The sequence below is a fragment of the Sphaerimonospora thailandensis genome (genome assembly GCF_016863115.1).
Lineage (GTDB): Bacteria > Actinomycetota > Actinomycetes > Streptosporangiales > Streptosporangiaceae > Sphaerimonospora > Sphaerimonospora cavernae.
The window spans coordinates 58,071-83,868 of sequence record NZ_BOOG01000013.1; the positions used below are offsets into that span (position 1 = coordinate 58,071).

At 67.3% G+C, this 25,798-nt stretch carries 17 protein-coding genes; 14 read left to right on the forward strand and 3 right to left on the reverse strand.

Going from position 1 to position 25,798, the window contains the following annotated elements:
* The first annotated feature begins 4 nt into the window (after positions 1–4).
* The 4 genes from Mth01_RS07360 (at position 5) to Mth01_RS07375 (ending at position 8,129) form a co-directional block, all read left to right on the forward strand.
* The gene (locus Mth01_RS07360; protein WP_204013416.1) at positions 5–2,008 is read left to right on the forward strand and encodes an N-6 DNA methylase; all 2,004 of its coding nucleotides are present in this window, start codon (positions 5–7) and stop codon (positions 2,006–2,008) included.
* Between the two features lie 10 nt (positions 2,009–2,018).
* The gene (locus Mth01_RS07365; RefSeq protein WP_239089452.1) at positions 2,019–3,599 is read left to right on the forward strand and encodes a class I SAM-dependent DNA methyltransferase; all 1,581 of its coding nucleotides are present in this window, start codon (positions 2,019–2,021) and stop codon (positions 3,597–3,599) included.
* Positions 3,592–4,818, forward strand: a complete 1,227-nt coding sequence (locus tag Mth01_RS07370; protein WP_204013419.1) for a restriction endonuclease subunit S — start codon at positions 3,592–3,594, stop codon at positions 4,816–4,818. Before Mth01_RS07365 ends, Mth01_RS07370 begins: the two co-directional genes overlap by 8 nt.
* Positions 4,819–4,925: 107 nt before the next feature.
* Entirely contained in the window at positions 4,926–8,129 is a 3,204-nt protein-coding gene (locus Mth01_RS07375; protein ID WP_204013421.1) for a type I restriction endonuclease subunit R, read from the forward strand.
* An 87-nt stretch (positions 8,130–8,216) separates the two neighbouring features.
* On the opposite strand, the gene Mth01_RS07380 is transcribed toward Mth01_RS07375, so the two are convergent.
* A complete protein-coding gene (locus Mth01_RS07380; protein ID WP_204013423.1) occupies positions 8,217–9,002 on the reverse strand; it encodes a lytic polysaccharide monooxygenase in 786 nt (261 codons plus the stop codon).
* 632 nt (positions 9,003–9,634) lie between these two features.
* On the opposite strand from Mth01_RS07380, the gene Mth01_RS07385 reads away from it, so the two are divergent.
* The 10 genes from Mth01_RS07385 to Mth01_RS07430 all read left to right on the forward strand — a co-directional run bounded on the left by Mth01_RS07385 (position 9,635) and on the right by Mth01_RS07430 (position 23,018).
* Positions 9,635–10,270, forward strand: coding sequence for a hypothetical protein (locus Mth01_RS07385; protein WP_204013426.1), 636 nt, complete (start codon positions 9,635–9,637; stop codon positions 10,268–10,270).
* 383 nt (positions 10,271–10,653) lie between these two features.
* A complete protein-coding gene (locus Mth01_RS07390; RefSeq protein WP_204013430.1) occupies positions 10,654–11,670 on the forward strand; it encodes a conjugal transfer protein in 1,017 nt (338 codons plus the stop codon).
* Between the two features lie 50 nt (positions 11,671–11,720).
* Entirely contained in the window at positions 11,721–12,053 is a 333-nt protein-coding gene (locus Mth01_RS07395) for a hypothetical protein (RefSeq protein WP_239089453.1), read from the forward strand.
* 29 nt (positions 12,054–12,082) lie between these two features.
* Entirely contained in the window at positions 12,083–14,737 is a 2,655-nt protein-coding gene (locus Mth01_RS07400; RefSeq protein WP_204013433.1) for a TcpE family conjugal transfer membrane protein, read from the forward strand.
* 3 nt (positions 14,738–14,740) lie between these two features.
* A complete protein-coding gene (locus Mth01_RS07405) occupies positions 14,741–17,218 on the forward strand; it encodes an ATP-binding protein (RefSeq protein WP_204013435.1) in 2,478 nt (825 codons plus the stop codon).
* Positions 17,215–19,623, forward strand: coding sequence for a type IV secretion system protein (locus Mth01_RS07410; protein ID WP_204013438.1), 2,409 nt, complete (start codon positions 17,215–17,217; stop codon positions 19,621–19,623). The genes Mth01_RS07405 and Mth01_RS07410 overlap by 4 nt, the downstream gene beginning before the upstream one ends.
* A gap of 18 nt (positions 19,624–19,641) precedes the next feature.
* On the forward strand, positions 19,642–20,304 hold the full coding sequence (locus Mth01_RS07415; RefSeq protein WP_204013441.1) for a hypothetical protein: 663 nt from the start codon (positions 19,642–19,644) through the stop codon (positions 20,302–20,304).
* A complete protein-coding gene (locus Mth01_RS07420; RefSeq protein ID WP_239089454.1) occupies positions 20,301–21,443 on the forward strand; it encodes a C40 family peptidase in 1,143 nt (380 codons plus the stop codon). Before Mth01_RS07415 ends, Mth01_RS07420 begins: the two co-directional genes overlap by 4 nt.
* A 6-nt stretch (positions 21,444–21,449) precedes the next feature.
* Positions 21,450–21,839, forward strand: a complete 390-nt coding sequence (locus Mth01_RS07425; RefSeq protein WP_204013444.1) for a (deoxy)nucleoside triphosphate pyrophosphohydrolase — start codon at positions 21,450–21,452, stop codon at positions 21,837–21,839.
* Between the two features lie 114 nt (positions 21,840–21,953).
* The gene (locus Mth01_RS07430; protein WP_204013766.1) at positions 21,954–23,018 is read left to right on the forward strand and encodes a hypothetical protein; all 1,065 of its coding nucleotides are present in this window, start codon (positions 21,954–21,956) and stop codon (positions 23,016–23,018) included.
* Positions 23,019–23,135: 117 nt separating this feature from the next.
* Here Mth01_RS07430 and Mth01_RS07435 read toward each other — a convergent pair whose 3' ends face one another.
* Together Mth01_RS07435 and Mth01_RS07440 are read right to left on the reverse strand one after the other, a co-directional pair.
* Positions 23,136–23,891, reverse strand: coding sequence for a succinate dehydrogenase/fumarate reductase iron-sulfur subunit (locus Mth01_RS07435; protein ID WP_204013449.1), 756 nt, complete (start codon positions 23,889–23,891; stop codon positions 23,136–23,138).
* Positions 23,891–25,795, reverse strand: coding sequence for a fumarate reductase/succinate dehydrogenase flavoprotein subunit (locus tag Mth01_RS07440; protein WP_204013452.1), 1,905 nt, complete (start codon positions 25,793–25,795; stop codon positions 23,891–23,893). Before Mth01_RS07440 ends, Mth01_RS07435 begins: the two co-directional genes overlap by 1 nt.
* Between the last annotated feature and the right edge of the window lie 3 nt (positions 25,796–25,798).

Here is a 25,798-nt window from a genome sequence, read left to right on the forward strand (position 1 = left end):
CAGCATGGGTGAGATCGCCAAGTATGCTGGTGTGGAGCGGGCCGCGGTGAGCAACTGGCGGCGCAGACACAAGGACTTTCCTTTACCAGTCGTAGACGACGCTCGCCGACCCTTGTTCGACTCGGATCAAATCGCTCAGTGGCTGGACAGGCGCTGGCTCCCGCAGAAGGAACAGGAGCCGGGCGACCCTGTGACGTACGGCGAACGTTTCCGCGAAGGGTTGCGCCTTCGTTCGATCACCGCTCTCCGTCAGGCGATGCCCGGAGACGAACTCATCATCCGTGGGCTCGCGTTGGCTGCGGCAAGCTCCTTGTTGGAGCGGGTGCCTGGCCGGGGGGCATACCAGCAGATCCGATGTATCCGTCCAGACTTGAGTGATCTGTTCAAGCCTTATCTTGCTGAAGCGGATGCCGAAAGCTCTCCTCTTGGTCGTGTCCTTGCAGACATGCTGGGCGAGATGCGGCCCGCTGATGTAGCGGAGCGCCTGATCGAGCAGGCCGATCGTGTCGATGCGGCCTTTCGTTCGACCGTCACGCCTGGCCCCATCTGTGATCTGATCGTCAAGCTATGCGCGTCGCACTCATGGCATACGGTTTACGATCCCGCGGCGGGCATCGGATCCCTTCTGCTGAAGGCTGTTTCACCTCGAAGTCACCGGCACATGCGAGTCACGGCGGCCGACAGCGACGGGCACGCCCTGCGGACGCTCCAGTTACGTTTCTTGTCTCATGGTCTTGATGTGGACTTGTTGCAGGGCAACGCCTTCAACGGGAGATCCGAGATCAAAGCCGATCTGGTGGTCGCGGATCCGCCGTTCGTACCCGTTGAGCATGCGGATCAGCCCTACGGCCCCTTCGATTGGGTACGGCTCGCGCATCGGCATCTGACGACAGGCGGCATGGCATGCATCGTGGTGCCTGCATGGTCACTGCAAAGGACTGGCTTGCAGGAGAGGTCCGCGCGAACCCGGGCCGAGATGGCCCAAGCGGGTCTGATCCGGGCCGTGATACAGCTCCCTCCTCGCAGCAACTCTTTCAGGGTCGGGGCAGCGCTCGCACTCGTCGTGCTGGACCAAGCAGAGGGTAGTAACCGGACGATCGTGCTGGCCGAGGCCGAGAGGCTGGGGCGGCACTGGGCCGAGCGGATAGCCGCGTTCCTGGACGAGCGGCCCGAGGAGATTCCCGACGGGTTCGGTTTGGTTGACGCTGAGGGCTGCGACGATCGGGTGTCCCTGCTTCCCTCCGCCACGCGAACTCAGAACATTGAGCGCACGGCCGACGCACTCCTCGATGCCCAACGTATGCTCGCTCGCTGCTTCCCCGACGACGAGCCCCTTCTGCACACACCGCTTCTGTCCGCCCTTGACAAGCGGCAAGCCGGCAAGCTGGGCGACTACGTACGGTCGGGACGACTCACGGTGCTGGCCGGATACCGTATCCCAGCCGAGTTGGTCCGTGAGGGAGGGATCACGGTCGTTGGCAGGGAGGAGTTACGTAGCGAGATACCGATCGGGCAGCGTGGTCTCGACGTTCTAGATCTAGGCAAGTTCAAGGCCGTCAGGCAGACGCAACCAGGCGACGTGATCGCATTGAGTGTTGATCCTGTTCGCGCCTTCGTTGATGCTGAGGGCGGGAAAGTGGTCATGGCCCCGGCACAGGTACTGAGGATCGTTCGGGATCCTGGCCGGCCTGCTCGTCAAGATGGCATCGCTCCTCAAGATCCCGATTGGATGACGCCGCATATCCTGGCGGCGCTGCTCAACGCGACCGGGGACTCGTCGCGTACCAATGGAGGACTGGTGCGGAGGGTGAATCTGCGCGAGGTGGAGGTGCCCACGCTGGAACCACACGAGGTCGCATCCCTGGACCGGGTGCTGAGGTCTGTCGCCGAGCGGGGGGCCGACCTGCGGCGTAAGCTCACGGCCCTGGAAGAATTCGAGGCCGCCCTCGTCGCAGGGATCGTGGACGGTGTGATTCGACCGGCAGGGAAGCTCGACTACGACAGGTGAAGGGAGCCCGGTGGCAGCATCACGCCGTACGGCGCCGGCCGCGGACATCAAGGACACCTTATGGAAGGCGGCCGACAAGCTGCGGGGCAGCATGGACGCCGCCGAGTACAAGCATTTCGTGCTCGGCCTGGTCTTCCTCAAGTACGTCTCTGACGCGTTCGAAGAGCGTCGCGAGCAGATCGCCCGGCAACTGACGGACGACGGGATAACCGGCGACACCGCAGCCGAGCTGTTGGATGACCCGGACGCCTATATCGGAGAGGGAGTCTTCTACGTCCCCGAACTCGCACGATATGACCAGGTCGCCGCGCGGGCAAAGAACCCTCCCGGGGAGATGTCGATCGGCGAGGTCATCGACTCCGCGATGGTCGCGATTGAGAAGAAGAACCCCGATCTCGAAGGCGTCCTCCCGAAGATCTTCAACCGGACCTCTGTGGACCAACGGCGCCTGGGTGAGCTGATCGACCTCATCGGGCGCGTCGGTTTCCGGGATCAGCCGAAGAAGGCGCGCGATCTACTCGGCGAGACGTACGAGTACTTCCTGGAGATGTTCGCCAAAGCGGAGGGTAAGCGCGGGGGCGAATTTTACACCCCGGCCAGCGTCGTGAGGTTGCTTGTCGAGGTGCTGGAACCGCGTCCGCGTGAACGGGTCTACGACCCATGTTGCGGGTCCGGCGGCATGTTCGTGCAGGCGGAGCGATTCATCGAGTCTCATGGCGGGCGTCCCCTCGATATCTCGGTCTTCGGGCAGGAGCTCAACCAGAACACTTGGCGGCTTGGCAAGATGAATCTCGCCATTCACGGCATCGGTGCCAACCTCGGTGAGGAGTGGGGCGATACGTTCCATGAGGATCGCCACCCTGATCTGCGGGCCGATGTCGTGCTGGCCAACCCGCCGTTCAACATCTCCGACTGGGGCGGCGAACGGCTTGGGATGGATCCGCGCTGGAAGTACGGCGTGCCGCCGGTGGGCAACGCCAACTTCGCCTGGCTCCAACACATCGCCTCCAAGCTCTCACCCCGAGGACGGGCCGGGATCGTTCTGGCCAACGGATCGATGTCGTCGAAGCAGTCGGGTGAAGGTGAGATCCGGCGTGCGATGGTTGAGGATGACCTGATCTCCTGCCTGATCGCGCTGCCGCCGCAGTTGTTCCGCAACACGCAGATCCCCGCGTGTTTGTGGTTCCTGGCTCGCGACAAGGGCCCGTCCCAGGGGCTGAACGACCGGCGCGGCGAGGTGCTGTTCATCGATGCCCGCGACATGGGCGAGATGCGCAGCCGTACCGAACGCGTGCTCACGGATGAGGAGATCGCCGAGGTCGCGGGCACCTACCACGCCTGGCGCGGCACCTCAGACGACGTGTACGTCGATGACGCCGGCTTCAGCTACTCCGCGTCCCTTGACGAGATCAAGCAGCACGACTTCATCCTTACTCCCGGCCGCTACGTCGGTACGGCTGTCGCCGAAGCAGACACCGTGCCCCTAGCCGACAAGTTTGCTCGCTTGACAAAAGAACTCCAATCCTATTTCGCCGAATCCGATCGCCTTCAAGCCGAAGTAAACGACCAACTCGGGAGGCTTGATGTCTGATTTCACGGAGATGACAATCGGGGAGCTTGCGAGCAGGGGATATCTAGAATTCGGAGACGGCTATCGGACAAAGGCCACCGAGTATGGTCAACCCGGCCTGCCAATTTTAAGAGTGGCAGAAGTGTTGGATGGAGAAATAGTGCCAGGGGGCTCGGATTTCATCCGAGATGAATATCGCACCGTTATTGGCTCTAAGATCTCCCGGCTGGGTGACGTGGTTCTCACGACTAAGGGAACCGTTGGCCGGGTGGCGGTCATTTCTGATGATCACGTCGGATTCGCCTACAGTCCGCAGGTTTGCTATTTCCGAACGTCGCCAAATCCGATAATATCGTCAAGATATCTATATTTTTGGTTTAGGAGCGAATATTTTCGACGTCAGGCCGCAGCCTTCAAGGGTCAGACGGATATGGCTGACTATTTAAACCTGTCTGACATCAAGTCTCTGAGGGTATCTCTACCGTCTCGTCGACGGCAAGACGCGGCATGTAGCGTTCTAGGCGTGCTCGAGAAAAAAATGACCGTTAACGGGCACATTGCCTCGACATCGCTTGGACTTGCTGCTATCGGCTTCTCGGCCGTAATGCAGAAAGATCAGTCTACCGTTACCCTGACTATAGGTGAGGCTGCCGACGTTTTTGATGGGCCGCATGCGACCCCTACGAAGACTGAGGATGGTCCGTGGTTTCTCAGTATATCGAGTCTGGAAAACGGCTTGCTGAAACTGACGGAGTCGGCACACCTTTCTGAGGATGACTTCGTCAAATGGACGCGTCGCGTCACTCCGGCGGCAGGTGATGTGCTGTTCTCTTATGAGACACGCCTGGGTGCCGCTGCTTTGATGCCGCCGGGTGTGCGCGGATGTTTGGGGCGGAGGATGGCTCTCATGAGAGTTCGGCATGGAGCGATTCAACCGGAGTTGCTACTACATGCTTTTCTCGGAAGAGAGTTCCAGGAGACGATCCAGCGGCGGGCCATCCATGGCGCCACCGTGGATCGGATCCCCTTGAAGGAGCTTCCAAGCTGGCCGATCAGGTTGCCGAGAGAAGGTAGGCGAGAGCAGCTTGCCAAGCTTCTACGGTCCCTGCACAACAACATCTTCCGGGCACAGCGAGAGAACCAAACCTTGGCTGAGCTTAGAGACGCATTGCTGCCGAAGCTGATTTCAGGTGAGATCCGTATCAAGGATGCGGAAGGCCTCGTAGAAGGCATGGTCTGACTTCGCATGAAGGTGGCATCGGCTGGAATTGTCAGCATGATGCATGGCTGATCAGGTAGGACCATCGGGGGTCGGTGACGAATAGCTGAGGTAGGAGACGAGGCGTAATGGGTAAGCCGGGTCGGCCTCCGACTGAGGAAGACTGGGAGCAGTACGCTCTCGAGTGGCTGGCCGAGTGGGACTGGTTGCCGGTCAAGGGCACTGAGATAGCGCCTGGCGCCGATCCGGCGCAGCGGCCGTCCTGGGACGAACTGATCATTGGGCCGCGACTCCGGCAGGCGATCGAGCGGATCAACCCGGCCCTCCCGAGCGTGGCCGTGGATGACGTGATCGCCCAGATGTTGCGCCGGGAGTCGCAGCGTGCGTTCAGCGCGAACCGTCTCATGCATGAGCGGTTGACCCGCGGTGTCACCGTTTCCTACCGGGATGCGCATGGCCGGGAGCAGAACCGGACCGCATGGCTGCTGGATTTCGAAAATCCAAGCGCCAACGAGTTTCTCGCGGTCAACCAGGTCATCATCAAGCACGGCCGGCATCATCGCCGGTTCGACATCGTCTGCTATGTGAACGGGCTGCCGCTGGCGGTCTTCGAACTGAAGAAGGCCGATGATCCGTACGGCACGACGGAGTCCGCATACCGCCAACTCCAGACATACGTCAGAGAGTTCGGCCCGGTCGGCTTCGCCCTGCCCGCCATTGTGATCGCGAGTGACGGGATCACGGCCAGATACGGCACGCCGTTCACTCCCTGGGAGCACATGGCACCGTGGAACACCGACGAAGAGGGGCAGCGCGTCCAGATCGCGCATGGGGCTGCGCTGGAAGTGCTGATTGCTGGGCTTTTCGATCCCCCTCGATTCATTGACATCATCGCCAACTTCATTTCCTTCTCCAGGAAGAACGGAGGAATCAAGCGCGTCGCCAAGGCCCACCAGTTCCATGCGGTCAATCTGGCAGTGAGTAGAACACTTCTCGCTGCGGCAAGGGACGGCAGGGCGGGGGTCGTCTGGCATACGCAGGGCTCGGGCAAGAGCCTGGAAATGGAATTTTACGCAGCGAAGATTCTCCAACAGCCCGCACTTGGGAACCCCACGATCGTGGTGCTCACTGACCGTACTGATCTGGACAATCAGCTCTTCGAGGAGTTCGCGGCAAGTGAGTTGCTGGGCGAGTCGCCGGTTCAGGTTGCATCGCGGGAGGGGTTACGCCGGGAACTGATTCAGCGACCGACAGGTGGCATCGTCTTCTCCACCTTACAGAAGTTCAGCCTGTCGAAGGAGGAGCGGGAGGCTAGCATCACCGATCATCCGCTGCTATCGGATCGCCGAAATATCGTCGTGATCGTTGATGAAGCGCATCGCAGTCACTACCGATTCATCGATGGGCTGGCGAAGAACCTGCGGCAGGCCCTTCCCAATGCCACGTTCATCGCCTTTACGGGCACGCCGATCGCTACCGCCGGGGCCAATACTGAGGCGGTCTTTGGTCCTGTGATCGATGTATACGACCTCACAAGAGCCGTTCAAGACGGCGCGACGGTCAAGGTGTACTACGAGAACCGGCACATCCCCGTCCGTTGGCGGGCCGACGTGGACCCTGTGCAGATCGATGAGCGGGTTGACGATGTGACCGCCGAACTCGACGAGGACGAGCGGCGGGAGGCACAGCACGCTTTCAGTATTTATGAGGAGATGATCCAGGCTGACGGCCGGCTGGCCAAGGTCGCGGCGGATGTGATCGATCACTGGGAGCGCCGTCGCGAGGGGATGAAGAAGACCACCGGTCACCGAGGCAAGGGCATGATCGTCTGCTTTTCGCGACTGGTCTGCGCGCGTCTTTATGAGGAGATCATCAAGCTCCGCCCTCAATGGCACCACCCGGACGACGACAAGGGAACGATCAAGGTCGTTTATACCTCGCGGCCGTCCGATAAGGCCTCAGTGTCACAGCACAGCCGGAGCGCGGCGCATCTCAAGGAGATCCAACGTCGTGCCGTAGACGCGGACGACGAGCTTGAGTTGGTCATCGTCCGCGACATGTGGCTCACAGGCTTCGACTCGCCGCCACTGCATACGCTCTACATCGACAAGCCGATGCGTGGAGCGGCCCTCATGCAGGCCGTTGCCCGGGTCAACCGCCGGTTCAAGGAGAAGGACGCCGGGCTGGTCGTGGACTACCTCGGCATCGCCGAAAGCCTCACCCAGGCGCTCGCTCAGTACACCGTCAGGGATCAACGTGAGCGTACGGTCGGAGACGCGATCGCATCCGCGGCCGATCTGGTCGTTGAGCGGCACGATGTCATCTGCGGCATCCTGTCGGGTTGCGAGTGGCGTTCGGTGCGGGACTCGGGCCGTCGGAGAGCTCACGTCGAGGCCGCTCTCGGTGCCGTGGACTACCTCCGCGACCCGATCAGAGAGGCGCAGGATCGTGAAGCCAGATTGGAGACGTTACCCAAGCGGTTCGCACAGGCGTACCGGACCATGTCCGCCGCGCTCACTCTGTGTCCTACCCATGAGCGTGTCATGCCGCTGATGGCGGACATCAGGTTCTTCGACTCGGTACGCGTATACATGGCCAAGTTCGACGAGGATGGTCGACGGGCCAGAGGGCTGGCAACGACGCAGGAGATCGAAATCGCTCTTCGGGAACTCGCTGCGCAGGCTCTCGACTTCGGCGAGGTGGTGGACATCTATACCGCAGCGGGGATCGAGAAGCCCGACATCACCCGGCTCGATGAGGTGTTCATCGAGCGCTTCAGGCAGAGCATGCGGCCCAATCTGGCGATCGAAGCCCTGCGGCGCAGGATCGAAGAGGAGAACCGCGAGGCGAATCGTCTCAACCTGGTCCGCAGGAACGCCGTCACTTCCAAGATCGAGGAGATGTTCTCAAAACGGATCAGCGCCGCCATGAACAGATACACCAACCAGGCGCTGGGCTCAGCACAGATCATTGAACGACTGATCGAACTCGCGCGTGAACTCCAGGCGGACCGGGAGCGTGCCGTCAGGATGGGACTCACGGAACCGGAACTCGCGTTTTTCGACGCGGTGGCGGCGAACGAGTCGGCTAAAGAAGTCCTTGGTGACGCGGCTTTGGTAGTGATCGCCCGTGAACTTGTCGAAGCCATCCGAGGTGACGCTGTGGTGGACTGGATGGAACGGGCTCAGGTACAGGCCAAGCTGCGCAGCAAGGTCAGATATCTGCTGGCCAAGCATGGATATCCGCCGGACGGCCAGACTGAGGCGGTCAAGCTGGTGTTGGAGCAGACCAAGGTGCTCGCTCAGGAATGGGCTACCACGGCGATGGGCTGAGTCAGGAGCGGGCGTCCCGTGCTGTGCGCGGACACGGGACGCCCGCTGGCGGTGACTCGGTGATCTACCGGGTCGATTGAGGAAAGGTCAGACGGCCTGCCAGAGCGCCGGGACGTTCGGCGGCTCCCAACCGGTCAGCGCGGTGTGCCCCTGGATGCACCGGTAGGTGCGGCCGTTGTAGGTGACCAGGTCGCCGGTCTTGTAGGGCGTGCCGGCGGTCCAGGCGCCGCCGGGGGTCGTCGGAGGAGTCGGCGTGGGCGTCGGGGTCGGCCTCGGCGTGGGGCTGGGGCTCGGGGGCGGGGTCGGGGTGGGAGTCGGCCTCGGGGTCGGCGTGGGGGTGGGGGTGGGGATGCCCGGGCCGCCGGGGCCGACCTGGAGGTCGACGCAGTTGTAGAAGGCCATCGCCGTGTCGGCGATGTTCCAGATCGCGAGCAGCTTGATCCGGCCGGTCCTGTTGCCCAGGTTCACCGTGTGCGTGACGGTGGAACCGGGCAGCCTGCCGCGGTCGTTGAACTGGGCGATCCGCTCGTTGCCGACGTAGTAGTCCCATGTGCTGGTGGAGTGCCGGGCTTCGATCCGCCACTGGAAGTTGACCGTGCTGCCGACCGTGGTGACCGGCCACGGCTTGCTGTCGTCGTCGAGCGGAGACCACCGGGCATCGCCGGCGCTGCAGTTGCGCTGACCCTTGGGCCCTTCGACGCTGGCCGGCTCCCAGATGATCTGCCCGCAGTTGGGGACCTTGCCCATGGCGCACCAGGCCTGCCTGCTCGGCGGGTCCGAGATGTAGCCGTGGGCCGAAGCGGGCGAGGCCATGACCACCACCGATGTGGCGGCGACGGCGAGTCCCGCCAGGGGCGCGAACAGTTTGCGCATGTCGTGCTTCCTTCGCTGGGGGGTAGTGAGGTCAATATAAAGGAAAGTTTCCTAACAAAGAACCCTCTGTCAGGACCTGGTATGGATCTCTGTCAGGAGGGTGGCTTGATGGCCGGTCACGACGGTCTGCCGTCGGCCCGGCTCTTTCGCCCCGTCCCCCACGAGGTCGTACGGGCGCGCGCGGCACCTCGCGGGACGCGGTGCCGGGCAGCACGCTCACCGCGCATGCCGGGCTCCTCACCGCCGTCGGCCGCGGTATCCCCCTCCGCCGGCGGCAGGTCTGATCGGTCGGCGGCTCGAGAGCAACCGCAGTCTCCCCTGCCCGCCAAGAGCCCAGAAAGAGCGTGCTGGAGGATCTTTGGGGCATGCCTACGGTAAGTCACTTCCTGGGATGCCAGTGGAAACACTTGCATCAAGTGGCCTAGACGCGTCGGGACAGCACGATTAAGGATCGGAATATGGCCGCTCGGGGGTGATTGCGCCCGAGAAAATTCACCCCCTTTTGTCCCGATCAATCATTTTCGCCGTTATGGCGATGGGGGAGTGGGGTGGAAACTCCTCGGCCATTCCAGGGCCCAGGAAAACCTGGCGTCCTGACCTGCCTGAGCCCGACCCGGGCCAAAGGAGGGAACATGCATCGGAAATCCAGTCGACTCGCCCTGGCTCTCTGCGCCTCTACGCTGACGGCCGGCGGCGTCGCGCTGCTCAGCGGACCCGCCTTCGCCGCGACCAGCGGGTGGGAAGACTGCGCCGAAGTCGTCGAGTCGTCCTACTCGGCTTCCGAGATCGCGCTGCCGCTTCAGCTGTCCGAAGTGTCCACGGTCTCCACGCCGGTCATCTCACAGCCGGTCATCTCACAGCCGGTGCTCGCACAGCGGGTCATCGCGCAGCCTGTGATCGCGCAGCCGGTCCTCGCCGAGCCGATGAATGTCTCGGTCAGCTTCCAGCCCGAGTTCTCAAGCCCGCGGTACTTCCAGAGCGAACGGTTCGTGAGCGAGCCGATCTCGTTCCAGTACCGCAGCGCGCGGTTCTCGAGCGAGCTCCTGCCGTCGCGGTTCGTGCGCGGCGAGCAGAGTCCGCTCGGTGCCCAGGAGCAGGTCGAGGCCGAGGCAAGCGAGGCGAAGTCCCGCATCCAGCACCACGCGAACGTGGCCAAGGCACGCATCAACCGTGAGGTGCGGAAGTCCGAGCGACGCATCGCCAGCGAGACGCAGAGGAGCGAGAGCAGCAGGATGGCGGAGACGTCCTGGCTGTCCGACTGCTGCTAGGGACCCGACCCAGGGACCCCGGCCGTCCATTCAGGTGGCCCCGTGCTTCGGTGCGGGGCCACTCGCCGTTCCGGAACGTTCCCGAGCCTGCGTCGTCGCATTCGATACCTCTCTGAGCTGCGAGGAAACCAATACGTGGCGGTTAGGTAAACGGTGTCCCCGCTGGCCAGGCGTAACGTGCTTTTCGGCGGATCGGTTGATTGCGGGGCGTCTCGGCGGGACGCGGATCCGGTTTGCTCGATCGCGGCGATGCTTGCACCATGGGCGTGGCTCACCTGGAAGAATCGGCGGGACCGCTAGGGTGATTACTTGAATCGGCTTAACCGGATCGAGAGTAAGACGAAACCGCGCCAGCCGGGGGGATCGGCGCGAGCGGAGGCGTGATGGCTCGCAGGTCAAACGTCCAGCAGGATCCGCGGATCGCTGGCGACCCCGAGTCGTACCCTCCGGAGGGTCCCGACGAGGTGACCACGGGCCGGGGCGTCTCCGCCCGGCGCGGAGGCGGGTGGAGCGGCGGCGGAGGCCGCTGGCTCGTCTGGATCGGCCGCGTCGTCCTCTGGGCTCTGATCATCGTGATCGTCGTCAACGGCGTCCGTGCCCCGTTCGAACGGCTGAGCCAGGGTGGTGACCCGACGACCGCCAGCAGTCCGAGCGACGTGGGATTCCCGGTCACCGAGGCGTCCGCGTTCGCCAACCAGTTCGCCGCCGTCTACATGAACTACGACGCCGCCAATCCCCAGCAGAGAGCGGAGCGGTTGAAGTCGTTCCTCCCCGAGGACGAGGATGACAAGCAGTTCGGCTGGAACGGATATGGACGGATGTCCGCCGGGGCGTTCCAGTTCGCCGGAATCAGCGTGATCGACGCGCACAACGCTCGCGTCACCGTGTCGTACCAGTCCGGCGGCAGGCGCGGGCTGCTCTCCGTGCCCGTCTATTACGACGGCACCGGGTTGGTCGTGTCGGAGAAGCCGGCGTTGCTGCCCGAGGCGGCGCCGGCCGGTCTGCCCCCGATCTCCGATCCCGACCGCGACTCCGCCGCCGAGGCCGAACTGCGCCCCCAGCTTGAGGGTTTCTTCAAGGCGTACGCCGCGGGCAACCAGGTGGATCTGCAGCGCTATGTCGCCAACCGGGTGACGATAGAGGGCTTCAACGGGGAGTTCACGCTCACCCAGTTGAAGGACGTGATCGTGCCGCCGGGTGAGGCGAACAGCAGGGATGTCACCGCCGTCGTCGTGTGGGCGGTCGCCTCGGGTGGTGCGGCTCCGACGCAGACCCCGTCCATCGACGACCCGACGAGACAGCCGGGCGGACTCGAGCAGGCCTACCGGCTCACCATCGAGAAGCAGGGTGACAAGTGGTTCGTCAGGGACGTCCAGGGCGCGAAGCGGCCCGCGGGGTGACGCATGCCCGATCATGTCATCGCTGATCCATACCCCCGGGAGGGCGAGAATTGATTGTGAAGACCATGGTGGACGGTTTCATCGATGGAATCGTCGGTTCCGGCGGCTTCGGTGGCAGTGTCCACGATCTGGCCGCCGCACCTTCCCCCGAACCGACGACGGGCATCAACACCGCGGGGCTGGCGGATTTCCTCCGGACTTTCTTCGCCCCGCTCTTCCTCGCCGTCGTCTCCGTAGTGGCGATCTTCTTTCTCTTCACCCGCGAGATCACCAGATTTGTGCAGTTCATCATCTTGGCGATCGCAATCGGCGTGATCTTCTATGTGCCCAACATCATCGAGGTGACGGCCAAGGCCATCGCGGGCGCACTCGGCATCAAGTGACCGAGTGATCGGGCGGAGAGGAGGAACGGGTGGATCTGCCCACGTATACCAATATTTGGCGTATTGAGAAGCGGCTGTACAAGCTGTACGACCTTCGGCTGCCCATGCCGCTTCCCATCGTCTGGATCGGTGTGTTCGTGGGCGTGCTGGTCCCCTGGTGTGTCCTCCTCGCCCTGTTCGGGTTGCCGTTCCGGGCTCCGTGGCATGTCGTCTACCTGGTGCCGCCCGGCGTGCTGACCTGGCTCTCCACCCGCCCGGTGATCGAGGGCAAGCGGCTCACCGAGCTCCTGCAGTCCCAGCTCCGCTACCTGGCCGAGCCCCGCACCTGGTGCCGCATGGCTCCGATGGGCGAGCCCGAAGAGATCACCTTCACCGCCCGGGTATGGCGGGTCACGTCGCCGCAGGCCGTTCCGGCCATCGCCGAAACCACAGCCAAGGCCCCTGCGAGGGGCCCAGCGAGGGTCGCCGTCAGGGCCGCGGGGAAGACGAGTGGGAAGGCCAAGGCCGCAGCCATGGGGGCGGGGCCGGTCGGGAAGGGCCCTCGGGTGACCGGGTTGCCGACCGCCGAGCCTCCGGCGCTCGCCCATTCCGCCCGACCAGTGGCCAAGGGCACCGGGCGTCCCGCCCGCGGCGGTTTCCGGGGTGTCGACCATTCGGCCGGCACTGGTTCGTCGGCCGGCACTGGGGCGTCGGCTACCGCGGTGCCGTCGGCCGACGAGGTGCCGTCGGGCATCGTGCGTCCGGCGGTGGCCGCCGCCGCGGCGGCTGCCGCTCCCATCGCCGATGTCCCGTCCTCCGTCTCATGGCGTACGGCTTCCGCGTCCGGGAGGGGCGTCGCGTCGGGGGGTGAGCGTGCGTTCTCCACCACGGAGGCGGGGACGACGTCCACGGCACGGGAGGCGGCGGAGCCGGTAGCGCCGCCCTCCGCCGGAGCCCAGACCTTGGGCGCCCAGGTTTCGGACGCCCAGGTCTCGGAGGTTTCGACTTCAGATGTGGCGGCGACCGCGCCGGTCTCGGACGTGCCGGTCTCGGACGTGCCGCCCATCGGGACCGAGGCACTCCGCCGCCTTCGCAGGCTCGCGGCGTCGGCGGAGAACCGTGCCGTACGGCAGACCGATCCGGCTCCGCGACAGGACGGACCCGCCTGGCAGGAGGAGGCAGCGGAGCACGTCGCAGCCGAGGCCCCTCCCGTAGAGAGCCGGCGCATGGAGAGCGGGCCCATGGAGAGCGGGCCCATGGAGAGCGGGCTCGCGGAGAGCCATGCCGCCGAGAGCCGCGGTCCCGGAGTCACCGTCGAGGAGGTGGCCGATCTCGGCAAGCCCGCCGTGAGCGACGAACTCGGGGACGTGGAGCACCCCGCGGAAGCGCGGCGGACGGGGGATCCGGAGCCCACGAGTGGTGAAGAAGTGGGCACGAGGGCCGCCCGGCGGCGGGATTCCGACGATTGGCAGCGCAGAGCTCGGGAGCAGCACAGGAAGGGGCGGCCGCCGAAACCCATGCGACCCGAGCAGCCCAAGCGGGAGACGGGGCCGACGCAGCCACCCGTCCAGCCGGTCCACCCCGCACCGTCCGCGCCGCCCATCCAGCCAGTTCAACCCGTCCAGCCAGTTCACCCCGCACCGTCCGCGCCGCCCGCACAACCGGGGCAGGCCGCTCATCCGTCGCGGGTGCGGCCGGAGGTCCCGGGGACGGCGATCCGGCCGCCGAAGCTCCAGCCGCCCAAGGTGAGGGGGGAGGAACCGCCCAAGCTCCGCCGGGTCGAGGCCGTCGTCGGCCGCGACCCCGCCGGCGGCTGGCGGCGGCTCGCCCAGGTCGTCGTGGGCGGAAGCCGTACCGACGGGATGGAGATCGACGAGGCGCGGGCCCGCACGCCGCTCGCCGACAGCAAGCGGATCATGGTGCTGGGCTGCACGGGTGGCGCCGGACAGACGACCACGGCGCTGATGCTGGGACACTCGCTGGCCCGCTACCGGGAAGAGCGCGTGCTGGCCCTCGACGCGAGCGGCGGCGACGACACGATGACCAGGCGGATCGCGGCCGCGCCCGCCGAGCGGCTGGGCTCACTCCTCGACGGTGCCGGATCGCTGACCCGCTACCTCGGCCTCGGCGCGCGTACCTCACGCTGCGGGTCGGGGCTGGAGGTGCTCGGGGCGGACATCGACGACCAGGCGGCGCAGCGTCTGGCGGACCGGGCGTCGCTCGGCGACTGGAGCCGGACGCTGGCCGTGCTCGATCGCCATTACGGGCTCACCGTGATCGACCCCGCCGCCGCGCTGGCGGCCCGGCTGCTGCCGTACGCCGACCAGCTCGTGCTGGTGGCCCCCGCGAGCGCGGACGCCCCGGAGGCGATCGCCATGACCTACGAGTGGCTCGACGGCCACGACTGCTCCGACCTGCGGCGCCGGGGCGTGATGGTGATCAACGGGGTGAGCCGGCGCAGCCTGCCCGAGGTGGAGCAGGCGGAGGCGGTGGCCAGCGGCCGGTGCCGGGCGATCGTCCGCGTCCCCTGGGAGGACGAGCTCGCGCCAGGCCGTCCGGGACCTGTTGACCTCAACAACCTTCGCGCGGGGGGCCGCAGGGCGTACGTTGCACTTGCGGGAGTGATCGTGAGCAGCCTGGCCGCGAACCGGCCGAGCGACGCGCACAGGGTCCGAGAACGCGCGGGCGAGAAAGCGGGTGAGTGAGCGATGAGCAGGGCGCGAAGCCGCCTGGCGGTGCGGTACTTCGACGATCGCGTCCTTCTCACCGAGTCGGCGGCATGGGCGTACTTCCGGCTGCCGACGGTGAGCTACGAGTTCCTCACGTCGGAGGAGCGTGAGGCGCTCGCCACCAACATCACCATCGCGCTCGCCGCGATCAGGATGTCCGACGCCGAGGTGCATCTGCGGATCGCGCACCGGGCCTATCCGGCGGCCGAGTGGGCGATGGCGCTCAACACGACATCCGACGAGGGGCCGGGCTGGCGGGAGTACCTGGAGGAGATGTATCGCCACGTCTGGGCCAAGGACTTCTGGAGCAAGGAGGTCTACCTGGGCGTACGGCTCGGCCCGCGCGGCGCCCAGCTCGGCGCCGGCGTGTTGGCCCAGCTCTTCGGCTTCTACCAGCGCGGGGAGAAGGCGCTCGGGATCGAGGACGACCATGTGCCGGCCCGCGAGATCGAGCGGTGGACCGAGGCGGCGCAGCGGCTCGGCCGGGCCCTCGCCTCCAGCGCCCTCTACGCCCGCCACGCCACCTCTACGGAGATCGCCTGGCTGTTCCAGCACGCCGCCTCCGGGGGGCTCGGCGACCGGCCGCCGTCGGCGTCGCCGCGGCGCAGGTGGGGCCGGGGCGAGATCGAGTCGCTGGTCGAGGGGCAGATCCACAACGGCCGCTCCCTGCTTCGCGTGGAGCAGCCGGCGGGTGACAGCTTCGTCGCGCACCTGTCGTTCGCCCGGTTCCCCGACCTCATGGCGTTCCCCGACGGGGAGCCGTGGCTGCACTTCGCCGACCAGTTGCCCTTCCCGGTCGAGGTCTCCAGCAGGATGCGGCTGATCCCGCCGGTGCGGGCGAGCAAGGACGTGGCGCGCAAGCTGGCCCACGCCCGCGACATGGACATCCACATCCGCGAGGCCGGGGCGGAGGCGCCGCTCGCGCTGGCCGAGCAGATCGACGCCGCCCGCATGCTGGAGCACGGCATCACCAAGGAGCGGCTGCCCTTCGTGTACGGATGGCACCGGTTGAGCGTGAGCGCGCCGACGGAGGAGATCTGCGTCCAGCGGGTCGAGGCCGTCGTGGAGCACTACCGCGACATCGGCATCGACGTGGTCAACTCCACCGGTGACCAGTTCTCGCTCTTCTGCGAGGCCCTTCCCGGGGAGCGGCTGCGGATCAACGCGTACGCCCAGCGGCAGCCGCTGCGGACGATCGCGGGCGGCATGGCGACGGCGACCGTGGAGGTCGGCGACCGGGTGGACGAGTCGAACGCCGGGTGGGCCGGGCCGTACATCGGCGAGACCCTTGGGCGGGCGCGCGGCATCGTGCACTTCGATCCGCTGGTCGCGGCGGCGCGCAACCGCCCGACGGCCATCGCGATCACCGGCGAACCGGGCGGCGGCAAGACGACGCTCGCGCTGCTGCTGATCTACCAGATGGCGCTGCGCGGCGTGACCGTCGCGGTGATCGACCCGAAGGGCGACGCGGAGTCGCTCGTACGGCTCCTGCGGCGGAGCGGCCGCCAGGCGCGGATGATCCCGCTGGGGTCGGCGGCGCCCGGTCTGCTCGATCCGTTCTCGTTCGGCGACGACATCGCGGCCAGGAAGACGATGGCCAGCGAGACGCTGCGGCTGCTGCTGCCGCGCATGTCGGAGGAGCGCGAGTCGGTCATGATCCAGGCGGTGGCCGCGGTGTCGAACGAGCCCGACCCGTCGCTGGGCAAGGTGGTCGACCACCTGGAGAGGTCGGAGGACCCCGCGTCGAAGAACCTCGGGGCCGTGCTGCGGTCGATGTCCGAGATGCATCTGGCCAGGCTCTGCTTCGACCCCTCCGGCGGAGAGCAGATCGACACCGAGGGCTGGACCACGGTGTTCACACTCGGCGGTCTCACGCTGCCCGACGTCATGACTCCGAGGGACGACTACTCCTACGAGCAGCGGTTGTCGGTGGCCCTGCTCTACCTGGTGTCGCAGTTCGCCCGGCGGCTGATGAACGGGCTCGACCGGCGCACGCCCAAAGCGATCTTCCTTGACGAGGCCTGGGCGATCACGTCCACGCCGGAGGGCGCCAAGCTGGTGCCCGAGGTCTCCAGGATGGGCCGGTCCCGCAACACGGCGCTCGTCCTGGTGTCCCAGAACGCGGGCGATCTGCTCAACGAGCAGGTCACCAACTGCCTGTCGTCGGTCTTCGCTTTCCGCTCGACCGAGCGGGTGGAGGTCGAGCACGTGATGGAGCTCCTCGGCGTGGACCCGTCGGAGGAGCACAAGGCGGTGCTGCGCTCCCTGGGCAACGGGGAGTGCGTGTTCCGTGATCTGGACGGCCGGGCGGGTCGCATCGGGGTGGACCTGATCTCGGCGGAGCTGCTGCGGTGGCTGGACACGAATCCGACGCACGAAAAGCCAGGCGAGAACGGAAACGAACTCGATGTCGGGGGTTCCGGTCGGTCGGGGGTCACGCAGGAGGTGCGGTCTTGAAGCGATTGCGGCGCAGGCGGCGCAGGCTGGTCCTGTTCCTGGTGGCCTTCACGGCTTTCGCGGCGTTCGTGACGCTGCCGCTCGTCTTCCCGTCGGGCACGGCGAGCGCGGTAGGGCCCTGTGACCTGTCCGCCGATCTCGCCCCCGAGATGGTCGGCGGCGGCATCGACGGCCTGGTCCGCCCGCCCGCACCCGACGCCGCCACCGGGGGTGGCACAGGGAATGGCGCGGCCGCCGCGCCGGAGGCGAAGGAGCCGCTCACCAACTACGAGCGGTACGGCATGTCCGGCCAGTTCTGGCACACCTACGGACTCGGCTGCTCGGACGTCGCCGCCGTGCTCGGCAACGCCTGGGCCAACACGGTCTTCTCCTGGGCCAAGGCCGTCGACCGGCTGACGATCAGCACCTACGAGGCGGCGGCCACCGAAGGACCGCTCCAGCCCATCAAGGAGGCGGCCGACGCGATCGTCACCAAGCTGGCCGACGCCATGTACTGGCCCTATCTGCGGCCCGTGGTCATCCTCGGCGCGGTCTGGCTCGCCTGGTACGGCCTGATCCGCAGGCGGGCGACGACCACCACCGAGGGCGTCATCTGGATGGTGCTCGCGGTCACGGTGGCCGTCTGGTTCTTCAGCCGCCCCGGCGACTTCACCAACATCGGCAAGACCGTGACCGACAAGACCGGCGAGATCGTCAACTCGGCCTTCTCCGGCCTGCCCGGCGCCGGCGGCGCGTCGTGCCTGCCGCTCAAGGACGACGGCGGCGCGGGGGCGGAGCCGGAGGTCAAAGCAGGGGGGTACGGCAGGCCGGGCACGCCGGGGGTCGCCCAGAACGCCGACGCGCTCTGGTCGACGCTCGTCTGCAAGCCGTGGCTGATGGGACAGCTGGGCACGGCCGACCCGAAAGCGCACATCGTACAGGACTTCGGCGCAAAGATCCTTAATCTGCAGGCCATCGATGCGGCCGAGCAGGCCGCGAACCAGACGCCGGCCAGCGACGTCCACCAGAAACGGTTCGAGGAGGAGATCGCCAAGCCGCTGGAGAACACCCCGGTGTTCTTCCTCGTCCAGGGCAAGGACTGGACGAGTCGGCTCGGCATCGCGATAGGCGCGTTCATCGCCGCCATGGTCGCCGGGCTGCTCATCTTCCTCGTGGCGGTGTCGCTGCTGGTGCTCAAGGTCGGCTTCCTGCTGCTGCTCATGCTGGGGCCGGTGTTCCTGCTGATCGGCGTGCATCCGGGCTCAGGGCGGATCATCGCGATGCGCTGGGTGGAGATGGTCATCGGCACTCTGCTGCGCCAAGCCGTACTGGCCGTCGTGCTGGGCGTCCTCGTGTACGGCTACGCACTGATCATCTCGACCGGGCTGCCCTGGGGCATGCAGATCCTGTTCATGGCGCTGCTGACGATCGCCGTCTTCTTCTACCGGCGGCCGTTCCAGCATCTGTTCTCCTCGATGGACGGGCACACGCTCACGACCCGGATGCTCGGGGAGGCCGCGAGCGCGCCCACGCTGTCGCGTGCGGCGAACGCGCTGCCTCCGGTGGCCGCGGCGCGGATGGGACGTTGGGGCCTGCGCAAGGCCGAGCCGTTGATCGGCGCCGCCGCGATGGTGAGCGGCGCGGGCACCGCGGGCGCGGTCGCCGCGTCGGTGGCGCAGGGGCGTGTCCGCGGTGAGGAAGGGGCGGCCGGGCCCGCGGCGGCTCAGGCGGCGGGACAGACGGGAGAGCAGGTGGGTGCCAGAGCCGGCGGGGCCCAACCCGCGCCGCTGGATGCCGATGCTCAGGCCGCCGGCCGTCGCAGGGCGGGGACGGCGCCACGCCCGGGATCGGCCCCTCCGCTCAACCTTTCCGGCGTGAGGTCCGCGGGCCCCGCCGGGCCCACGGCCGCTCCGAGTCGCTCGGCCGCCTCGTCGGGTTCGGTCGCGTCCGGATCGGGCTCCCGGTCGAGCTCTGGACCGGGTTCCGGGTCGGGTTCCGGTGCGACCTCGGGCGGCGGCGCAGGCTCACGCGGTGGCTGGTTCAGCGGGCGATCGGGCGGCTGGACCTCCCGCGGTTCGAGTGGTTCGCCCAGCTCGAACGGCTCACGCGGCTCACGCGGTTCACGCGGTTCAGGCGGCGGCTCAGGCTCACGCGGTTCGAACGGGTCCGGAAGGTCCCGGGGTTCCACCGGCTCCGGTGGCATCTTCGGCGGTGGTTCCGGCGGCGGTTCCGGTGGTGGCATCTTCGGGGGCGGCGGCTTACGCGACCGGGGATCGGCGGATCGCTCATCCCGGTCCGGCGGCTCGTCGTCCGGCAGGGCGTCCGGCGCTCCGCCGCTGTGGCTGCCCAGCCGGGGGAGCGGCGGGCGGACACCCGACGACGCGCCCACCCCGTTCTGGGCCAAGCCCTCGGACTCCGCCGACTGACCTGGTGATCACACGTCGATGAGCGCACAGAGAAGTGACAGGGGCAAGGGGCTCGCGTTCGCCGTGGCCGTCGTCGTGCTGGCCGCCGTGGGCCTCTACCTGACGATGAATCCACCGACGTCGGAGTCGGAGGGCGGCGACGGCCGTACGGCGGCGGCCGAACCGGCGGCGAGGTCGCCTGAGGCGACCGGCGGTGCGGTGCGCAGCCCGGTGCCGCGCCAGGTCGCGACCACCCCGGCCGTCTTCGACGTCTACGCCTACCTGCCGCTGTCCCGGCAGGAGCTCGGCGCGGCGGCGGACCTCGCGCGCCGGTTCACCGAGTCGTACGGAACCTTCCGGTACGACGAGGAGCCGGCGGCGTTCGCCGGACGGCTCAAGGCGTTCGCCACGGACGAGTTCGCCGCGCAGCTCACCCGGGCCATGACCGATCCGGGGCTGGTGGAGCGCAACCGCGCCGGCCGGGTGGTCTCGCGGGCCTCGGCGGAGGTGAAGAAGATCAGGGACATGACCGCCGACCAGGTGGTCTTCGTCGTCGGCTCGGTGCGGCACGTGACGGGCGATGACGGTGACAAGGACGAGAACGACCGGTTCGCCGTGACCGTGATCAGGGCGGGGAGCGACTGGCGGGTCTACGATCTGGAACTCGCCGACGCGGGCCAGGACGGGGACACGACGCCGTGACCGTGCCGCCCCGTCGGGCGTCGCTTCAGACGTCGTTCCGGGTGATCTCGGCCCGCGGGCGGTCCCGGCCGGTCCTGGCCATCGTCCTCGCCCTGGCCGTGATCGTCCCGCTCGCGCTCATCGGGTCGATCATCCTGATGACGCCGCTGCCGTCGTTCCTCCTCGGCGGGAGATCCGCGGAGGACTGCGCGCAGGCCGGTACGATCGCCACCGGCGCGTCGGAGACGGCCAGGACGGACATTCCAGCCGAATATCTCGAGCTCTACACGAAGGTCGGCAAGCAGACCGGCGTCCAGTGGAACGTGCTCGCCGCCATCGGCAAGCGCGAGACCGACCACGGCCGGTCGAAGCTGCCGGGAGTCAGCAGCGGCACCAACTACGCGGGCGCCGCCGGGCCGATGCAGTTCCTGATCAGCACATGGGGCGGCCAGGCCAAGATCAAGGTCGCGTCGGGAATCAACGGGTACGCCTCGGACGGCGACGGTGACGGGTACGGCGACGTCTACAACCCGGCCGACGCCATCCTCGGCGCGGCGAAGATGCTCAAGCGCAACGGCGCCCCCGACGACCTCAGGCGCGCGATCTTCGTCTACAACCGGGCCACCTGGTACGTCGACCAGGTCCTGGAGATCGCCGAGCGCTACGCGGTCACCGGCGACATCGGTCTGCCGCCCGAGGCCGACCCGGCCTGCGACACCAACTATGTGGCCGCGGCCTCCGACGAGGTCGTGCAGAAGATCCTTGAGTATGCCCTGGACCAGCGCGGCAAGCCGTACCGGTGGGGCGGGACCGGCCCGGATGCCTTCGACTGCTCGGGGATCATCTACATGGCCTACCGCAATGCCGGGCTGTCGATCCCCAGGACGACGTTCGAGCAGTGGCCCTTCGGGGTGCGGGTGCAGCAGGGCAGCGAACGGCCGGGTGATCTGGTGTTCTTCAACGCCGGGCCGGGCACGTCGGTGGACCGCCCCGGTCACGTGGGCCTGGTGGTCGCGCCGGGGAAGATGGTCGAGGCGCGCTGCACACGCTGTGGACCCATCAAAGTCACGACATACGGCGACAGGCCGAACATCGTGGGCTTCACTCGGCCCCTGGAGAACGACCAGGTGCAGGCCCAACTCAGGCACGACCTAACGTAGGCGCTCATGGATTCGACGCGGAAGCTCGTGGTGGGGGCGGCGATCGTACGGGACGGCAGACTGCTCGCCGCGCAACGGGCCGCTCCACCGGAGTTGCGGGGCGGCTGGGAGTTCCCCGGCGGCAAGGTGGACCCGGGGGAGAGCGAGCATGAGGCGCTGGTGCGCGAGTGCGCCGAGGAACTCGGCATCGAGATCCTCGTCGGAGGCCGGGTGGGCGGGGACTGGCCGCTGCCCGGCGGGCATGTCATGCGGGTCTGGCTCGCGGCCATCGCGGCGGGCGTCCCGTACCCGCGTGAGCACCTCGCGCTGCGCTGGCTGGAGCCGCGCGAGCTGTACGAGGTCGCCTGGATCCCGGCAGATCTGCCGATCGTCGCCGCCGTCGCGAAGCTCCTGTGACGTACGAGCTTTTTGAGGGGCGAATTCGTGACCTAGAAGGGCTTTGCCGGGCGTTTGACGTAACTAGAATCTTTCTTGACTTTAGGTGGCACGCGACATCGTGGAGGGCGAGCGGTGATGGGACGCGCAAAGATCAGGGCCGCGTCCTCGGCCATCGCCTCGCTGGCTCTGGCCACGCTGGCCGTGCTCGCCGTGGGACCGGCGATCAGCGCCAGCGCGGCCGACGATCCGCCGGTAGAGCCGTGCCGACCGGGCGAGTGCGACACCGTCACCGTGACCATCACCCAGACGCCCGGGACAAGTCCATCGCCGACCGGAGATCCGGTCGTCACGGCGACCGTCACGGTCACCCCGACGCCTCCGCGGCCGAGCACGACCAAGACGGCCGCCGCACAGCAGAAGCCCGACGACGTCTCGGCCCCGATCCCGACAAAGCTGGCGGACATCCCGAACACCTCGGACCTCACGGATCCCACGGGCACCACAGACGACGGGTCGGACGTCTCCCTGCCTCCGGCGACGACACCGCCCCCGGCACAGGAACCGGCGCCGACCACGGCACCCGAGCAGACGCCCACCCAGGGCATGTCGTTCGAAGCGCCCGCGCCGGAATCAGCGCAGTACGAGATCCGCAGCGCCTCGCCGGAGTTCGACAAACCGGCGCTGGCCAACAAGCTCGCGATCCCCGCCGCCGTACTCGTGGTGCTCGCCCTGCTCGCGTGGCTCGTGTTCGAGGGCCGGCTGCGCCGGATGGCGCACGCGGCGGCCGTCGGGAAGGCCGGTCCGCAGGCGAAGACCACCGGCGGGCCGGAGGCGGCCGCCTATCCGGGGGCGCCGGGCTACGCCGTCGGTTTCGTGCCGGTTCAGCCGTACCCGGTGTATCCCCAGCAGGCACCGTACGGCTACCCGATGCCCTACGGCACTCCCCACCCGTACGGTGCCCCGCCGCAGGCGTACGGGGCCCAACCGCAGGGCTACGGGCCCCCGCCGCAGGGGTACGGCGCCCAGCCGCAGGCGTACAGTCAGACGCCGTATCCTCCGCAGGGATACCCGGCGTACTACCAGCAGGCCCAGCCGATGCCTCAGGGTCACGCCGAGACTCCGCCGCAGGGCGCCCCCGCACCGCAGGCCCCCCCGCCAGCCGCCGCACCAGGCCCCGACGACCACCCCCGCGCGTGATCTTGTAGATCCTCGCAGGGCTGCCATGCAGGTCAGTGGGCCTATATGACAGCAACTGCAAGATCACGCCCTGGGAGAGTGGTCGCCGGGGTTTCCCCTGGGGTGGTTTGGTCTCGGTCAGCTCGAGCGCTTGAAGATCTTCGAGCCGAGCCAGACCAGCGGGTCGTACTTCCGGTCGACGGCGCGTTCCTTCATCGGGATGATCGCGTTGTCGGTGATCTTGATGTGCTCGGGACAGACCTCGGTGCAGCACTTGGTGATGTTGCAGTAGCCGAGTCCGTGCTCCTCCTGCGCGGCCTGCGGGCGGCGGTCCCGCACGTCGTACGGGTGCATGTCGAGCTCGGCGATCCGGATGAAGAAGCGCGGGCCGGCGAACGCCGGCTTGTTCTCCTCATGGTCGCGGATCACGTGGCAGACGTTCTGGCACAGGAAGCACTCGATGCACTTGCGGAACTCCTGCGACCGCTGCACGTCGACCTGCTGCATCCGGTACTCGCCCGGCTTGACGTCCGCGGGCGGCGTGAACGACGGGATCTCACGCGCCTTCTCGTAGTTGAACGAGACGTCGCAGACGAGGTCCTTGATGACCGGGAACGTCCGCAGCGGCGTGACGGTGATCGTCTCATCCTCCGTGAACGTGGACATCCGGGTCATGCAGCCCAGTCGCGGCTTGCCGTTGATCTCCATCGAGCACGAACCGCACTTGCCGGCCTTGCAGTTCCACCGCACCGCGAGGTCGGGAGCCTGGGTGGCCTGCAGCCGGTGGATGATGTCGAGGACGACCTCGCCCTCGTTCACCTCGACCGTGAAGTCCTCCAGCCGTCCTTCGCCGCTCTCACCGCGCCAAACGCGGAACTTCGCCTTGTATCCCATCACGACTCCTTGACCGCGTTCTCGAGCGCGGCGTCGAACTCCGCCAACTCGTCCTCGGTGAGGTACTTCTCCAGCTCGGACCGCTCGAACAGGGTGATCAGGTCGCCGCGCATGGACGGCTGGGCCTGCTCCTCCACCTTCACGTTCGAGCCGTCCGGGGCGGCGGAGCACACCAGCAGCCTGCGCCGCCACTCCGCCGTCATGGTCGGGAAGTCGTCACGGGTGTGCCCGCCACGGCTCTCCTGTCGCAGCAGCGCCGCCCGCGCCACGCACTCGCTGACCAGCAGCATGTTCCGTAGGTCGATCGCGAGGTGCCAGCCGGGATTGTAGATCCGGCTGCCGGTCGAGGCGGTGTTGCCCGCCCGCTCCTTGAGCTTCTCGATCCCCTGCAGCGCCTCGCTCATCTCCTCGGCCTTGCGGATGATGCCGACGAGGTCGTTCATGGTGCGCTGCAGCTCGTGATGGACCTCGTACGGATTCTCACCGCCCGTCCGCTCCAGTGGTTCGAGGGCCTCGGCCTTGGCCTCCTCCACACCCGACGGGACCGGGCGCCTGGTCAGGTCGTTGACGTACGCCGACGCGCCCGCGCCGGCCCGGCGGCCGAAGACCAGCAGGTCGGACAGGGAGTTGCCGCCGAGGCGGTTGGAGCCGTGCATGCCGCCCGACACCTCACCGGCCGCGAACAGGCCGGGCACCGAGGCGGCCTGGGTGTCCGCGTCGACCTCGATGCCGCCCATCACGTAGTGGCAGGTCGGGCCGACCTGCATCGGCTCGGCGGTGATGTCGACGTCGGCCAGCTCCTTGAACTGGTGGTACATCGACGGCAGTCGCCGGGTGATCTCCTCGGCCGGCAGCCGGGTGGAGACGTCCAGGAACACGCCGCCCTGGGGTGAGCCGCGTCCGGCCTTCACCTCGGAGTTGATCGCCCGGGCCACCTCGTCACGCGGCAGCAGCTCCGGCGGGCGGCGGTTGTTCGCCTGGTCGGTGTACCAGCGGTCTCCCTCCTCCTCCGTCGTGGCGTACTTGTCCTTGAACACGTCGGGGATGTAGTCGAACATGAACCGGCGGCCCTCGGAGTTGCGGAGCACGCCGCCGTCGCCGCGGACCGACTCGGTCACGAGGATGCCGCGCACGGACGGCGGCCACACCATGCCGGTCGGGTGGAACTGGATGAACTCCATGTTGATGAGCTTCGCGCCGGCCAGCAGGGCCAGCGCGTGCCCGTCACCGGTGTACTCCCAGGAGTTCGAGGTGACCACGAACGACTTGCCGATGCCGCCGGTGGCCAGCACCACGGCCGGGGCGTCGAACACGATGAAGTCGCCCGTCTCGCGCCGGTAGCCGAAGGCTCCCGCGATCGCGCCGGTCTCCTCGTCCTTGAGCAGCCGCGTGACCGTGCACTCGGCGAACACTTTGATGTACGCCTCGAAGTCGCCGTGCAGCTCCTCGTCCTCCTGCTGGAGGGCGACGACGCGCTGCTGAAGCGTACGGATCAGCTCCAGGCCGGTACGGTCGCCGACGTGGGCGAGGCGCGGGTACTCGTGGCCGCCGAAGTTCCGCTGGCTGATCTTGCCGTCCTTCGTGCGGTCGAACAGCGCGCCCCACGCCTCCAGCTCCCAGACCCGGTCGGGGGCGTCCTTGGCGTGCAGTTCGGCCATCCGCCAGTTGTTCAGGAACTTGCCTCCGCGCATCGTGTCGCGGAAGTGAACCATCCAGTTGTCGTTGGGGTTGACGTTGCCCATCGCGGCGGCCGCGCCGCCCTCGGCCATGACCGTGTGGGCCTTGCCGAACAGCGACTTGCAGACGATGGCCGTCCGCTTGCCCTGCTGCCGCGCCTCGATCGCCGCGCGGAGTCCCGCTCCGCCGGCTCCGATGACGACGACGTCGTATTCGTGACGCTCCACCTT